At 59.6% G+C, this 15,122-nt stretch carries 11 protein-coding genes; all 11 read right to left on the bottom strand.

Annotated elements, in window-relative coordinates; translation table 11 throughout:
- Positions 1–49 precede the first annotated feature (49 nt).
- Positions 50–1,987 (bottom strand): acetate--CoA ligase, encoded by a 1,938-nt coding sequence (gene acs / locus QOM10_RS24930; RefSeq protein ID WP_316917121.1) that lies wholly within the window; start codon positions 1,985–1,987, stop codon positions 50–52.
- A 214-nt stretch (positions 1,988–2,201) separates the two neighbouring features.
- Positions 2,202–3,866 (bottom strand): glucose-6-phosphate isomerase, encoded by a 1,665-nt coding sequence (pgi, locus tag QOM10_RS24925; protein WP_150774955.1) that lies wholly within the window; start codon positions 3,864–3,866, stop codon positions 2,202–2,204.
- 228 nt (positions 3,867–4,094) lie between these two features.
- Positions 4,095–4,475 carry an aspartate 1-decarboxylase gene (gene panD, locus QOM10_RS24920; RefSeq protein WP_095048673.1) on the bottom strand — a complete coding sequence of 127 codons (381 nt, stop codon included), beginning with the start codon at positions 4,473–4,475 and terminating at the stop codon, positions 4,095–4,097.
- A 209-nt stretch (positions 4,476–4,684) separates the two neighbouring features.
- Positions 4,685–5,545, bottom strand: coding sequence for a pantoate--beta-alanine ligase (gene panC, locus QOM10_RS24915; RefSeq protein WP_127929807.1), 861 nt, complete (start codon positions 5,543–5,545; stop codon positions 4,685–4,687).
- Positions 5,542–6,342, bottom strand: a complete 801-nt coding sequence (panB, locus tag QOM10_RS24910) for a 3-methyl-2-oxobutanoate hydroxymethyltransferase (RefSeq protein WP_316917120.1) — start codon at positions 6,340–6,342, stop codon at positions 5,542–5,544. The genes panC and panB overlap by 4 nt, the downstream gene beginning before the upstream one ends.
- A 398-nt stretch (positions 6,343–6,740) precedes the next feature.
- On the bottom strand, positions 6,741–7,226 hold the full coding sequence (gene folK / locus QOM10_RS24905; protein WP_150751686.1) for a 2-amino-4-hydroxy-6-hydroxymethyldihydropteridine diphosphokinase: 486 nt from the start codon (positions 7,224–7,226) through the stop codon (positions 6,741–6,743).
- A 4-nt stretch (positions 7,227–7,230) separates the two neighbouring features.
- Positions 7,231–8,634 (bottom strand): polynucleotide adenylyltransferase PcnB, encoded by a 1,404-nt coding sequence (locus QOM10_RS24900; RefSeq protein WP_038369032.1) that lies wholly within the window; start codon positions 8,632–8,634, stop codon positions 7,231–7,233.
- Positions 8,635–9,368: 734 nt separating this feature from the next.
- Complete coding sequence (locus QOM10_RS24895; protein WP_127929802.1) at positions 9,369–10,805, bottom strand: sigma-54-dependent transcriptional regulator; 1,437 nt, start codon at positions 10,803–10,805, stop codon at positions 9,369–9,371.
- 22 nt (positions 10,806–10,827) lie between these two features.
- The gene (locus QOM10_RS24890) at positions 10,828–13,782 is read right to left on the bottom strand and encodes a sensor histidine kinase (protein ID WP_162483053.1); all 2,955 of its coding nucleotides are present in this window, start codon (positions 13,780–13,782) and stop codon (positions 10,828–10,830) included.
- Positions 13,766–13,942: a hypothetical protein gene (locus QOM10_RS24885; protein WP_003176118.1), complete on the bottom strand. Its 177-nt coding sequence runs from the start codon at positions 13,940–13,942 to the stop codon at positions 13,766–13,768. Before QOM10_RS24885 ends, QOM10_RS24890 begins: the two co-directional genes overlap by 17 nt.
- Positions 13,943–14,019: 77 nt before the next feature.
- Positions 14,020–14,916, bottom strand: a complete 897-nt coding sequence (gluQRS, locus tag QOM10_RS24880; RefSeq protein WP_150751684.1) for a tRNA glutamyl-Q(34) synthetase GluQRS — start codon at positions 14,914–14,916, stop codon at positions 14,020–14,022.
- Positions 14,917–15,122: the final 206 nt, after the last annotated feature.

The raw sequence follows: 15,122 nt of genomic DNA, 5'->3' as shown, positions 1-15,122 counted from the left end.
CTACTCAGTGAAGAAGAGCGGGCGCGACCGGTTGACCGCGCCCGTAGTGTTACTGATTGAGGCGCTTGTCGATCAGGCCTTGCACCACGCTCGGGTCGGCCAGGGTCGAGGTGTCGCCGAGGCTGTCGAGTTCGTTGCAGGCGATCTTGCGCAGGATGCGCCGCATGATCTTGCCTGAACGGGTTTTCGGCAAGGCCGGCGCCCACTGGATCAGGTCCGGTTTGGCGAAGCTGCCGATTTCCTTGCTGACGTGGGCGAGCAGTTCTTTCTTCAATTCATCATTCGGCTCGGTGCCGTTCATCGGGGTGACGAAGGCGTAGATGCCCTGACCTTTGACGTCGTGCGGGTAACCGACCACGGCAGCCTCGGCGATGCTGTCGTGCAGCACCAGCGCGCTTTCCACTTCAGCGGTGCCGATGCGGTGACCGGAGACGTTGATCACATCGTCGATGCGCCCGGTGATCCAGTAGTCGCCGTCCTCGTCGCGGCGCGCGCCGTCGCCGGTGAAATAGTAGCCGGGGTAGGGTTTGAAATAGGTGTCGACCATGCGTTGCGGGTCGCCATAGACGCTGCGGATCTGCGCCGGCCAACTCGATTTGATCGCCAGCACGCCGCTGCCGGCGCCTTTGATTTCCTTGCCGTGCTCATCGAGCAACACCGGTTGCACGCCGAACATCGGCTGCGTGGCGCAGCCCGGTTTGATCCGTTGTGCGCTGACCAGCGGGCTGAGCATGATGCCGCCGGTTTCGGTCTGCCACCAGGTGTCGACGATGGGGCAGCGCTGTTCTCCTACGACATTGAAATACCATTCCCACGCCTCCGGGTTGATCGGCTCACCGACGCTGCCGAGTAATCTGAGGCTGGCGCGCGACGTTTCCTGCAACGGTTCGGCACCTTCGCGCATCAACGCGCGTAAAGCGGTAGGAGCGGTGTAGAAGATGTTGACCTTGTGTTTATCGATGACCTGCCAGAAGCGTGAACTGCTCGGGTAGCTCGGCACGCCTTCGAACATCAGCGTGGTTGCGCCATTGGCCAATGGGCCGTAGACGATGTAACTGTGGCCGGTGACCCAGCCGACATCGGCGGTGCACCAGAACACTTCGCCGTCGCGGTAATCGAGCACGTATTTGAAGGTCATCGCCGCTTGCAGCAGGTAACCGCCGGTGGTGTGCAACACGCCTTTGGGTTTGCCGGTGCTGCCGGAGGTGTAGAGGATGAACAGCGGATCTTCGGCGTCCATTGGTTCCGGCGGGCAATCGTCGCTGACGTCGCGCACAGCCTGGTGATACCAGAGGTCACGACCCTCAACCCAATCGACTTTGCCTTGGGTGCGCTCGACCACCACGACGGTGCTGACGTCCGGGCAACTCTGCAGGGCTTTGTCGACGTTTTGTTTCAGTGGCACGAACTTGCCGCCGCGCACGCCTTCATCCGCCGTGATCACCGTGCGGCAATCGGCATCGAGAATGCGGTCACGCAGGGAATCGGGGGAGAAACCGCCGAACACCACCGAATGGATCGCGCCGATCCGCGAACATGCGAGCATGGCGTAAGCGGCTTCGGGGATCATCGGCATGTAGATGCACACCCGGTCGCCTTTCTTCACGCCACGGCTTTTCAGCACGTTGGCCAGGCGGCAGACATGATGATGGAGTTTTTTATAAGTGATTTGTGACGACTCGGCCGGGTCGTCGCCTTCCCAGAGCAGGGCGGTCTGCTCGCCGCGCTTTTCCAGGTGGCGGTCAATGCAGTTGTAACTTACATTCAGTTTGGCCCCGGAAAACCAGGCGGCTTCACCGGTTTTCAGGTCATAGCGCTGGACGGTCTGCCACGGCGTGCTCCAGTCGAGGAACTGCGTGGCCTGTTCGGCCCAGAAGGTATTGGGGTGTTCAATGGATTCGCGGTACAGGCGCCGATAGTCTTCCTGACTCAACTGCGCAGCCCGGCGGACGGCATCGGCTTTGGGGAACGTGCTGATATCGAACATGACGGTTCCTTATTCTTGTGGTGCGACAGGAATAAAGATGCGCCGAGCGATGCAGAGGTTCAAGTCATGTGTAAAACAACTGTGGGAGCGAGCCTGCTCGCGAATGCGGTGAGTCAGTCAACAAAGAGGCTGAATGACACACCGCATTCGCGAGCAGGCTCGCTCCCACATTGGAAATAGGTTGCCCACTGGAATTGTGGGCAACCCATTCACATCAACCGCGGTGACGACCGCGGAAGTAGTTGATCAGGCCTTGGGTAGACGGATCATCAGCAGTGCTTTCATCGCTGCCGACCAGACGGTTGTAAACGCCTTTACCCAATTCCTTGCCCAACTCAACGCCCCACTGGTCAAAGGCGTTGATGCCCCAGACCACGCTTTGCACGAACACTTTGTGTTCATACATCGCCACCAGTGCGCCGAGACGGCGCGGGCTGATGCGCTCGACCACGATGGTGTTGCTCGGACGGTTGCCCGGGATCACCTTGTGCGGTGCGAGTTTGTGCACTTCTTCTTCGCTCATGCCCTTGTCGCGCAGTTCTTGCTCGGCTTCCGCCAGGGTCTTGCCGAGCATCAGCGCCTGGCTTTGCGACAGGCAGTTGGCGTACAGCCACTGATGGTGGTCGGAAACCGGGTTGAAGCTGACGATCGGTACGATGAAATCGGCCGGGATCAACTGCGAACCTTGATGCAGCAACTGGTGGTAAGCGTGCTGACCGTTGCAGCCGACGCCGCCCCAGATCACCGGACCGGTATCGGTCGACACCGGCGTGCCATCCTGACGCACGCTCTTGCCGTTGGATTCCATGTCCAGTTGTTGCAAGTGCTTGGTGATGTTGCGCAGGTAATGGTCGTACGGCAGGATCGCGTGGCTTTGCGCGCCCCAGAAGTTGCCGTACCACACACCGAGCAGGGCCAGCAGCACCGGCATGTTCTGTTCGAACGGCGCGGTCTGGAAATGCTGGTCCATGGTGTAGGCACCGGACAGCAATTCCTTGAAGTTGGACATGCCGATGGCCAGGGCAATCGGCAAACCGATGGCCGACCACAGCGAATAACGTCCGCCGACCCAGTCCCACATCGGGAAGATGTTTTCTTCGCGGATACCAAACGCCACGGCCGCTGCATTGTTGCTCGATACGGCGATGAAGTGACGATACAACTCGGCTTCCGAACCGCCCTGCGCCAGGTACCAGGCACGTGCGGCCTGAGCGTTCTTCAGGGTTTCGAGGGTGTTGAACGACTTCGACGAAACAATGAACAGTGTGGTCTCGGCGCGCAGTTTCTGCGTCAGCTCGTGGAATTCGCTGCCATCGATGTTCGCCAGGTAGTGGCAACGCACGCCTTTCTGCGCGTACGACAGCAGTGCTTCGGAGACCAGCTCAGGGCCGAGGAACGAGCCACCGATACCAATGTTGACCACGTCGGTGATCGGCTTCTCGGTGTAACCACGCCACAGACCGTCGTGAATGCGGCCGACCAGATCGGTGATCTGGTTCAAAACCTTGTGGACTTCCGGCATCACGTTGACGCCATTGACCGACAGCTTGTCGCCCACCGGGCGACGCAGGGCAGTGTGCAGCGCCGGGCGGCCTTCGGAAGTGTTGACGATTTCGCCTTCAAACAGCGCTTTGATGGCGCCTTTGAGATCGACTTCATTGGCCAGACCGACCAGCAGGTTGCGGGTCTGGGCGTTGATCAAATTCTTCGAATAATCGAGAAACAGTCCACAGCTGCTGAGGGTGAACTGATTGAAGCGCTGCGGATCGGCGTTGAAGGCTTCGCGCATGCTGAAATCCTGCATGGCTTGGCGGTGGTCTTTCAACGCTTGCCAGGCGGGCAGAGCGGTAACGTCTTGAGGAGTGAGGTAATACGCCATCGCTGCGGTTTTCCTTTTTACTTGAACGGCCTTTGAACACTGAACAGACCCGGCACGCCATGTTTGGGCATGGGATCAACTGCGTCGACACGATTTCCGGACACAGGGCGAATACAGTAAACCTCGCGCTGCGTTCTGTCTTGACTTTGTCTGACCAGATCCCTGTACTTTTTTAACATCGAGACAGGGAACTGGCCGACAAACGGAGGGGGCGGGGCGAAATCGGGATCAGGCGAGCTGAACCGGGATGGCGTTGCTGGTGTGGCTCAGTTCGTTGCCCGGCGCCATGTAAAGCATGCGCGGCTTGAAATTGACCAGATCGGCTTCGCTGTAATGGGCGTAGGCACAAATGATTACGCGGTCGCCGACCTTGGCCTTGTGCGCAGCGGCGCCGTTGACCGAGATCATCCGCGAGCCTTCTTCGCCACGGATCGCGTAGGTGGTGAAACGCTCGCCGTTGTCGACGTTATAAATCTGGATCTGCTCGTATTCACGAATGCCGGACAAGTCCAGCCACTCACCATCGATGGCGCACGAACCTTCGTAATCGAGCACCGCATGGGTGACTTCGGCGCGGTGCAGTTTGGCCTTGAGCATGATCGCGTGCATGAGGGTTTTCCCGGGTTGGAATCGAACGGCGGGCAGTGTGCCCGAAGGCTTTTAAGGCGGCAATACAGCTGGAATGCAATCTTCATGACGCTGAAAAACACTGTAGGAGTGAGCCTGCTCGCGATAGCGGTGTGTCATTCAACACTAATGCTGACTGACACACCGCTATCGCGAGCAGGCTCACTCCTACAGGGGGTATTGCGGTGTCTTTAAACCGGGGTATCGAGATTCAGGTGCAGGTTATCGATCAACCGCGTGGTGCCGAGGAACGCGGCCACCAGAATCACCAGATCACGGTCTTCTGCCGTTGCCGGGCGCAAGGTCAAGGCGTGGCGGATTTCCAGGTAATCCGGACGCAGGCCCGCTGCTTCCAGTTGCTGCACCTGGGCACTGATCAGCGCCGGGAAATCCCGTTCGCCTTGCTTGATCGACTCGGCAATGTTGCTCAGCGAGCGATAAACCACCGGCGCCACCGCACGCTGTTCTTCGCTGAGGAAACCATTGCGCGACGACAACGCCAAGCCATCGGCGGCACGCACGGTCGGCTCGCCGATGATCTGGATCGGCATGTTCAGGTCATGCACCAGCGCGCGGATTACCGCCAGTTGCTGGTAGTCCTTCTGGCCGAAAATCGCCAGATCCGGCTGGACCATGTTGAACAGCTTGCTGACCACGGTCGCCACGCCTTCAAAGTGCCCCGGACGGCTGGCGCCGCACAGGCCTTCGGACAATTGCGGCACGCTGACCCGAGTCTGTCCGGCCATGCCGTCGGGGTACATTTCCTCGACAGTCGGAGCGAAGAGCAGGGAACAACCGGCTTCGAGCAGTTTTTCCTGGTCCGCTGCCAACGTGCGCGGGTACTTATCGAGGTCTTCGCCGGCGCCGAACTGCAGCGGGTTGACGAAAATGCTCGCGACCACGAAGTCCACACGTTGGGTGGCTTTGGTGATCAGTGCAACGTGACCGCTGTGCAGGTTGCCCATGGTCGGCACGAAGCCGATGCGCTTGCCTTCGCTGCGGGCGCGGGCTACGGCGGCGCGCAGTTCGCGTACGGTTTTAACGGTGTTCATGCAGAGAATCCGTGTTCGATGCCAGGGAACGTGGTGGCTTTGACTTCACTGACGTAAGCCTTCAGCGCGGACTGAATGCTGTCCTGACCGTACATGAAGTTCTTGACGAATTTTGGCACACGGCCAGTGATCGACAGGCCGAGCATGTCGTGCAGTACCAGAACCTGGCCGTCGGTGGCGTTACCGGCGCCGATGCCGATCACCGGAATCTTCACGGCCTGGCTGATTTCAGCGGCCAGTTCGCTCGGTACGCATTCGAGCAGCAGCATCGCCGCGCCGGCCTGTTCCAGCGAAATCGCATCAGCACGCATCTGCCGCGCCTGGTTTTCGTTGCGACCCTGCACTTTATAGCCGCCGAGAATGTTCACCGCTTGTGGGGTCAGACCCATGTGCGCGCAAACCGGTACACCGCGCTCGGCAAGCAGACGGATTGACTCGGCCAGCCACAACTGACCTTCCACCTTGATCATGTGCGCACCGGCCTGCATCAGCATGGCGCTATTAGTCATGGTCTGTTCAAGGGTGGCGTTGGCCATGAACGGCAGGTCGGCGAGGATCAGGGCATCAGTGTTGCCGCGTTTGACACAGGCAGTGTGGTAGGCCATTTCTGCGGTGGTCACCGGCAGGGTGCTGTCGTGACCTTGCAGGACCATGCCGAGGGAGTCGCCCACCAGCAGCACTTCGACACCGGCCTCGTTGCAGGCGTGGGCGAAGGTCGCGTCATAGCAGGTCAGCATGGTGATCTTTTCACCTTTCTGCTTGAGGCTCTGGAGCGTGGTCAGGGTGATGGCTGGCATGTAAAAAATCCTCGTTCAGGCGCTCTGGAAACTACTGCGAGTAACGCGCGTGATTCGTCATCTACTCAGGCGCACGCTCTTTTGTCGTGCTTATAAGGCCTGGATTGCGCCCGTATGTGCCGGGTTGGCGGCAGCGGGACGCCTATAGTCGTGATGAGCCAACAGGAAGTCAATTGCGTGTGTTACCGCATTGTTACGAGGGGAGTGTTACCGGCGTTACTGATGCGATTCAGCGGCGCGGCAGGGCTGATTCGGCGATTTTTTGTCCGACAAAAATCCTGGGTGTGGAATAAACCAATGTGGGAGAGAGCCTGCTCGCGAAGGCGGCGAATCAGTCAACACAGTGTTGAATGACACACCGCTTTCGCGAGCAGGCTCGCTCCCACAGGGGATTGCAATCAATCTGTCGAGAGGCGTTCCAGGCCGACGAACGGGCAGGCGGTGAGCAGATCGGACAGGCTGCGGCCATCGGCAAGACGCAAATCTTGTGGGGCCAGTTCAGCGAGGGGATAGAGCACGAACGCGCGTTCCTGAATCTGGTAATGCGGGATTTTCAGGCGCGGTTCGTCGATCAGTCGATCACCGAACAGCAGAATGTCCAGATCCAGTGTGCGTGGGCCCCAACGTTCCAGACGTTCACGGCCCTGATCGTTCTCGATAGCTTGCAAGGCGTCGAGCAGTTCCAGTGGTGCAAGTGAGCTGTCGAGCGCAGCGACCGCGTTGGTGTAACGCGGCTGGCCAGGCAACAGGGAATCGCTTTGGTAGAAGGCGGAAACGCCAACCAGCGTGGTCTGCGGCAATTGCCCCAGCGCCTCAACGGCGCTGCGCAACTGTTCGGCCGGGTCAGCGAGGTTGCTGCCCATGCCGATGTAGATGCGTTCCATGCCTTTACTCGCCGGTCGAAGCGCTCGGTGCGCCGGCGCGTTTGCGTTTGGAACCGCTGCTGCGGCGACGTTTGCGCGGAGCACCGCTGGCGTCATCACCTTTACCGCTGAGGTCGCGAATCATGTCGCGGCGCTCGCTGTCGTTGGCGTCCTGATAGTCGGTCCACCACTCGCCCAGGCCATCGGTCTCCTCGCCTGCGCTTTCACGCAGCAGCAGGAAGTCGTATCCGGCGCGGAAGCGCGGGTTGTCCAGCAACAGATCGGCACGTTTGCCGCTGCGACGTGGCAAGCGCTCCTGCATGTCCCAGATCTCGCGGATCGGCATGGTGAAACGTTTCGGAATCGCGATGCGCTGGCACTGTTCGGCGATCAACTCGTGGGCGCCTTCCTGCATCGCCGGAATCGGCGGCATGCCACGTTCTTGCAGGCGCAGCACGCGGGCCGGCAGGGCAGGCCACAGCAGCGCGGCAAACAGGAACGCCGGGGTTACCGGTTTGTTCTGCTTGATGCGCAGGTCGGTGTTGGTCAGCGCTTCGCTGATCAGCGTGTGAGTGTATTCCGGGTTGTGTTCCAGCGCATCGGCACTGGCCGGGAACAGCGGGGCGAACAGTTGCAGATCGACCAGCATTTCGAAGGTGATCGCGCCGTGGCCCGAGAGGAATAGCTTGAGCACTTCTTCGAACAGGCGTGCCGAGGGGATCTCGCGCAGCATCGGTGCCAGTTCACGGATCGGCTGCACGGTGTGCTTCTCGATGCCGAAGTTGAGCTTGGCGGCAAAACGCACGGCACGCAGCATACGCACCGGGTCTTCCTGGTAGCGCTGCTTCGGATCGCCGATCAGACGGATCAGGTGATTGCGGATGTCGTGTACGCCGTTGGCGTAGTCGAGAATGCGCTCGCTGACCGGATCGTAATACAGGGCATTGATGGTGAAGTCGCGGCGTTGCGCGTCTTCTTCCAGGGTGCCGTAAACGTTGTCGCGCAGAATCCGCCCGCTCTCATTACGCGAAGACTGGTTGCTGTCTTCGTCGTCTTCGTTGACCGGGTGATTGGCGCGGAAAGTCGCGACTTCAATGATTTCGCGACCGAAATGGATATGCACCAGTTTGAAGCGGCGACCGATGATCCGCGCATTGCGGAATTCGGCACGGACTTGCTCGGGGGTGGCGCTGGTGGCGACGTCGAAATCCTTGGGCGTGATGCCCAGCAGCATGTCACGCACGCAACCGCCGACCAGATAAGCCTGGTAACCGGCACCTTGCAGGCGTTCGACGATATTCACCGCATAGCGGCTGAACTGCGTTTTCTGCAGCGAATGTTGACCGCTGTTGAGCACTTCAGGGGTGCTGCGGATGTGTTGCGTACGACGCACGGGAGTTCGGAATGACTGGAACAACTTCTTCAGCATGGGATGCACTGTTTGAAGGAATGTTCGGCCATACCAAAGAATGACCGCATGATGGGCGCAGATTCTAGCATTTAGTCGGGGGATGGTGTAGGACACGGCCGATTTGAGCTGCAAGCCGCAGGCTACAGGCATCGCGCGCGATAAAAATGGAGGATTTTGCCGGGGAGGAGAAACTACAAGGGGAGCCGAAGCTCCCCAAGAAGTAGTTGCGTGCTCTTTTTATTATTGATTCGGGCTTCTTGTTTTTGTTGAGTGCCCTCGCCACGAAGTGTTTCCTTCGTGACCCTCCCAATCGGGAGCCAAGAGCAAACGGATTGCTTTGGTCGCTGAATTGCAGTGATCTCTCGATCCAACCAGTACAGGCTCTGTCTTAGGACAGTTTTTGTTGTTCTCGGCCTGGTCGTGGGGCAAGCCCCAAATACAACGCCTCTCCAAAAGAATCAGTTAGCTGCGCCTCTCGCCGTCTTGTTTTTATTGTGCGTGAGTCGATTCGTCTTATTTTTATTGTCTTGTGCATTGCTTGTTATTGTTCTTGTACTAAACATATAGCAGGGGGCGTGCCAACTTTTGCGAAACCCAATAAAACAAGGGGTTAGGTCGATATAACCGTTTTGTCGGGGCGAAAAAAAGCCGGGGTTTCGTTACCGATAACCCCGGCTTCTGTTACGTGAAAGGACTGAGGTAACAGTTTTTTCACATCCTCATGCGTTACCCGCACACTCGACAGGTAACGTTCAGCTCTCGCTGGCGACCCCGGTCTTGCGCCGTGGAATGCCCAGACGCTGACGGCGTTCCCACAGGCATTTACGGCTGACGCCCAGTTTGCGCGCCAGTTCGGTCTCGGTCATATGGTCCTGATGCTCGAGGACGAAGTGCTGGAAGTAGTCTTCCAGCGACAGGTCTTCGGTCGGCTCATGGCTGCTGTTGCTGGCGTTACCCGCCGTTTGTGGCGGCAGGCCGATGAACTCGTCGTCTTCCAGATCGCTCAGTTCAATGTCGATGCCCAGCAGGTCGGCCGAGATTTCCGGGCTTTCGCTTAGAATCACCGCGCGCTCGACTGCGTTCTCCAGTTCACGCACGTTACCCGGCCAGGAATAATGCCGGATCGCCTGTTCGGCATCCGCGGCAAACTTCAGGTCGGTACGGTTGATGCGCGCACTCTGGCGAGCAAGGAAGGCGTTGGCGATTTCGTTGACGTCGGCGCCGCGCTCACGCAGGGCCGGCAATTTCAGGGCGATCACGTGCAGGCGGTAATAAAGGTCTTCGCGGAACTGGCCGATTTTCGCCAGACTCTTGAGATCCCGGTGAGTGGCCGCGATCAGGCGTACATCGACCTTCTGCGACTGCACCGAGCCGACCCGGCGAATCTCGCCTTCCTGCAACACGCGCAGCAGGCGAGCCTGAGCTTCCAGCGGCAGTTCGCCGATTTCGTCGAGGAACAACGTGCCGCCGTCCGCCGCTTCGACCAGACCGGCACGCCCGGCGCTGGCGCCAGTGAACGCGCCTTTTTCGTGGCCGAACAATTCGGACTCGATCAGGCTTTCCGGAATGGCCGCGCAGTTCACCGAAATCATCGGCGCCTTGGCGCGTTTCGACAGGTTGTGCAGGGCGCGGGCCACCAGTTCTTTACCGGTGCCGGATTCGCCCTGGATCAACACATTGGAATCGGTCGGCGCGACCTTGCGGATCTTGCTGTACAGGTCCTGCATCGGCGGGCAGGAGCCGATGATGCCGATCTCGCCGTTGCTGTTGTCGACCGCGGATTTGCCGCTGCCGTTGGTCGTTTTCACGGCAACGGGCTCGCCGGCAGCAGGGGCCGATTGGCGATCACGCAGGATCCGCGCGACAGCCTGGAGCATTTCGTCGTGGTCGAAAGGCTTGGCGATGTAGTCCACCGCGCCCATCTTCATCGAGTCAACCGCCGAGCGCAGGCTGGCGTAACTGGTCATGATCAGCACCGGTGTGCCCTGGCCGAGCTTGATCAGCTCGGTGCCCGGCGCGCCCGGCAAACGCAGATCGCTGACGATCAGATCGAACGTAGGAATGGTGAAGCGTTCTTGTGCTTCCTGCACTGAACCGGCTTCGCTGACCTGATACTGGTTGCGTTCCAGCAGGCGGCGCAAGGCGGAGCGGATAATTGTTTCGTCTTCGACGATCAAAATGTGCGGCATTGATTCGATACTCTCGACGGTCTCAGTTCACAGCGGACGTCGCTTCGACATGACGCGGTAAGGTCACCCGGATACGGGTGCCGCGTTGGCTTTGTACATCAGCCGGGCTGTCGATGGTGATTTGTCCATAATGCTCTTCAACGATGGAATAGACCAGTGCAAGGCCCAGACCGGTGCCTTCGCCAGGATCCTTGGTGGTGAAGAAGGGTTCGAACAATCTATCCATGATGTTCTTCGGAATACCGCTGCCTTCGTCTTCGACGATCAGATCGACCGTGTGTTCGCCGGCTTCGCTCTTGACCCGTACCGCGCTGTGCGGCGGCGAGGCGTCGCGGGCGTTGGAGAGCAGATTGATCAAGACCTGGGCGAGTCGCTGCGGATCGCCTTCGACCCAGTGATCGGGATCGCACAGGTTGTAGAACTGCACTTCGAAATTGCGCCGGTTCAGCGCCAGCAGGCCAATTGCATCCTGGGCGACTTCGGCCAGACAAACGGGCTCGTCGCTGTGCTGATGGCTGCCGGCGTGGGCGAAGCTCATCAGCGACTGCACGATGCGCGAGACGCGTTTGGTCTGTTCGAGAATCTGCCCGCTGATTTCCGTCAGTTCGCCGTCGTCTTCACGTTCTTCGCGCAGGTTTTGCGCCAGACACGCGATGCCGGTGATCGGGTTGCCGATTTCGTGGGCCACACCGGCGGCAAGGCGACCAATGCTGGCCAGGCGCTCGGAGTGCACCAGTTTGTCTTCGAGCATCTGCGTTTCGGTCAAATCTTCGACCAGTAACACCAGTCCGCTGTTACCCGGTGCCAACGGCTCATCGATCGCCGCTTTGTGCAGGTTCAGCCAGCGAGTCTGACCGTCGAGGGCCAGATGCTGTTTGTGCAAATGCTCGTCGGGCAGGTTGATGAAACCCTGCAGCAATTCTTTCCACGGCTCACCAATGGTGCTCAGACGTGAACCGACCACGCGTTGTGCGGCGATCCCGGTGAGTTCTTCCATGGCCTTGTTCCACATCAGGATCTCTTGATCCTTGGCCAGCGAGCAGACGCCCATCGGCAGTTCCTGCAAGGTCTGGCGGTGGTATCGGCGCAGCGCATCGAGCTCGGCAGCCAAACCGGTGAGGCGTGAGTGGTAATCCTCAAGGCGGCTTTCGATGAAGTGGATGTCTTCGGTCACATAGTTTTCGCCGCCGGCCTTATAAGGCAGGAAGGTTTCCACCATGTCCTGCGCCACGCTCGGGCCCATCAGGCCGGAGAGGTTGGCTTCGATGCGATCGCGCAAACGGCGCAAGGCGTACGGGCGGCGTTCGTCGAACGGCAGATAAAGATCACGCAGCGCTTGCTCGACTTCTTTCTGCGCAGCTTTGGCGCCCAACGGTTTCGCCAGTTGTGTGGCGAATTCCTGTGGCGAGGCCGCGTGCAGCTCACGCCGTTGCGGGCGACGGACGTTATCCACAGCGCAGGCTTCGGCGGCGCTGGCTTCTTCGGGGCTGGCGTTGGTGAACAGCGAGATCAGGGTGAACATCAATACGTTGGCGGCGAGCGAGGCGATGGCTGCCATGTGCCAACTGGTGTCGTCGAGCACGTAAATCATGTTCAGCAGCGGGATGTAGAAGCCCTGCAGATTGCCGACCAGCGGCAACAACATCGTCACCACCCAAACCAGAATCCCTGCCAGCAGACCGGCGATAAAACCCCGACGGTTGGCGGTCGGCCAGTACAGCACCGACAACACGCCGGGCAGGAATTGCAGGGTCGCCACAAACGCGACGATACCGAGGTTGGCCAGATCCTGCTCGGCGCCGAGCATCAGGTAGAAACCGAAACCGGCCATGATGATCGCGACGATCAGCGCCCGGCGAGTCCACTTCAACCAGCGGTAGATATTGCCTTCGGCCGGCGGCTGATAGAGCGGTAACACCAAGTGGTTCAGTGCCATGCCCGACAGCGCGAGCGTGGTCACAATGATCAATCCGCTGGCCGCCGACAGACCGCCGACATAGGCGAGCAATGCCAGCGGTTTGCTGTTGGCGGCTATGCCGATGCCGAGAGTGAAGTATTCCGGATTGGTCGTGGCGCCGAGTTTCAGGCCGGCCCACAAGATCAGCGGCACCGCCAGGCTCATCAGCAGCAGGAACAGCGGTAAACCCCAGCTCGCACTGACCAGTGAGCGCGGATTGAGGTTCTCGGTAAAAGTCATGTGATACATGTGCGGCATCACGATCGCCGAGGCGAAAAACACCAGCAACAACGTACGCCACGGGCCTTCCTGCAATGGCGTGTGCAGTGCGGCGAGGGCGGTCTGGTTTTGCAGCAGCCACAGTTCCAGTTGTTGCGGGCCGTCGAACACACCGTACAGCGCATACAGACCGACGCCGCCGAGGGCGATCAGTTTGATCACCGACTCAAAGGCTATCGCGAACACCAATCCTTCGTGCTTCTCGCGCGTAGCGATATGCCGGGAGCCGAAGAAAATCGTGAACAGAATGATCAGCGCACAAAACGCCAGCGCGACGCGGCTCTGGATCGGTTCGCCGGTGAGGATGCCAATGGAGTCGGCCACGGCCTGAATCTGCAGCGCCAGCAAGGGCAGCACGCCGATCAACATAAAGATCGTGGTCAGCGCGCCGGCCCAGGTGCTGCGAAAGCGAAACGCGAACAGATCGGCCAGCGACGATAATTGATAAGTGCGGGTAATCTTCAGAATCGGATAGAGCAGCACTGGCGCCAGCAGAAATGCGCCGGATACCCCGAGGTAACTGGACAGAAAGCCGTAGCCGTACTGATAAGCCAGGCCGACCGTGCCGTAGAACGCCCACGCACTGGCGTAAACCCCCAGCGACAAGGTGTAGGTCAACGGGTGGCGAATGATCGCGCGCGGGATCATGCCCCGTTCGCTGATCCAGGCAACGCCGAACAGCACCGCCAGGTACGCGGCGCTGATCAGGATCATCTGGGTCAGGCTAAAGCTCATCGGCATCTTTTTGGCTCTGCAGGATGAAGGTCACGACAATCAGGATCAGCCAAAGCAGATAGGGGCGATACCAGGCGCCCGTAGCGTCGATCCACCAATCCATGATGGCGGGGGAAAACAGATAGATCCCCACGACTAAAAGCAGGACCAAGCGATAGATGTACATCCCGGCCTCTCTTTTTTATGCGCGTGCCCGAAAACGTGCGGCGATGGTAACGGATGGGCGCACGACTGCAAGTGCCGTCATAGCAGTTGCGCCTCGGGCAGGGTCAGTGTGCGCGGGATCTTGCTGGCATCCCAGTGTGCGCTGCCCCACTTGAGTAACTCTTGCGGCGAAGCGTGGGCCAGTTCGGCGCCGGGGTTTTGCCCCAAGGCGCGCAGGGCTCGCAGTAACAATGGCGTGGCTTGATCCGCTTCAAGCGGCGGCGAGCGGTAGGACTTGCCGAGCTTGTTGCCGTCCGGTTGGGTAATCAGCGGCAGGTGCAAGTAACGCGGCTGGCGCATTCCCAGCAATTCCTGCAGATAGAGCTGGCGCGGTGTCGAGTCGAGCAGGTCGGCACCGCGGACGATGTCGGTGATACCTTGCCAGGCATCGTCGAGCACCACGGCCAATTGGTAGGCGTAGAGGCCGTCGCGGCGACGGATCACGAAATCGCCGACGTCGCGCCCCAGATGCTGGCGGTACTCGCCCTGGACGCGGTCGATGAAGTGATATTCCAGTTCAGGCACACGCAGGCGGATGGCCGCATTCTGCTGGTCGTGGCCGGCATTGCGGCACAGGCCAGGATAGATGCCGTTGTAAGGTTCGAGCTGTTTACGCGAACAGGTGCAGGCGTAAGCAAGACCGTGATTGAACAGGCTATTGAGCACTTCGGCGTAGGCATCGTGCCGATCGCTCTGGCGCACCATCTCGCCGTCCCATTCAAAGCCGTAGCTTTCCAGCGCCTTGAGGATCGCTGTCTGCGCACCGGGTTCTTCGCGGGGCGGATCGAGATCTTCCATGCGCACCAGCCAGCGACCGCCGACCGAACGGGCGTCGAGATACGAGGCGAGGGCGGCAACCAGCGAACCGAAGTGCAAGTGGCCACTGGGGGTTGGGGCGAAGCGGCCGATGTAGGCGGGGGGTGTCTTGGCAGTCATGGAAACGAAACTACTTTTCAGGCTATATGCAGGTCAACCTGTAGGAGTGAGCCTGCTCGCGATAGCGGTGTGACATTCAACACCGATATTGACCGACCCACCGCTATCGCGAGCAGGCTCACTCCTACAAAAGGCAAAAGGCAAAAGGCAAAAGGCAAAAGGCAAAAGGCAGAAACAAAAACGGAGCGTTCGCACGCTCCGTTTTT

Origin of the sequence: Pseudomonas sp. P108, assembly GCF_032613195.1 — a bacterium.
In the GTDB taxonomy this organism is placed as follows: Bacteria; Pseudomonadota; Gammaproteobacteria; order Pseudomonadales; family Pseudomonadaceae; genus Aquipseudomonas.
Note: the sequence above shows the minus strand (reverse complement) of the source record. Positions and strands in the feature narration are given on the sequence as shown.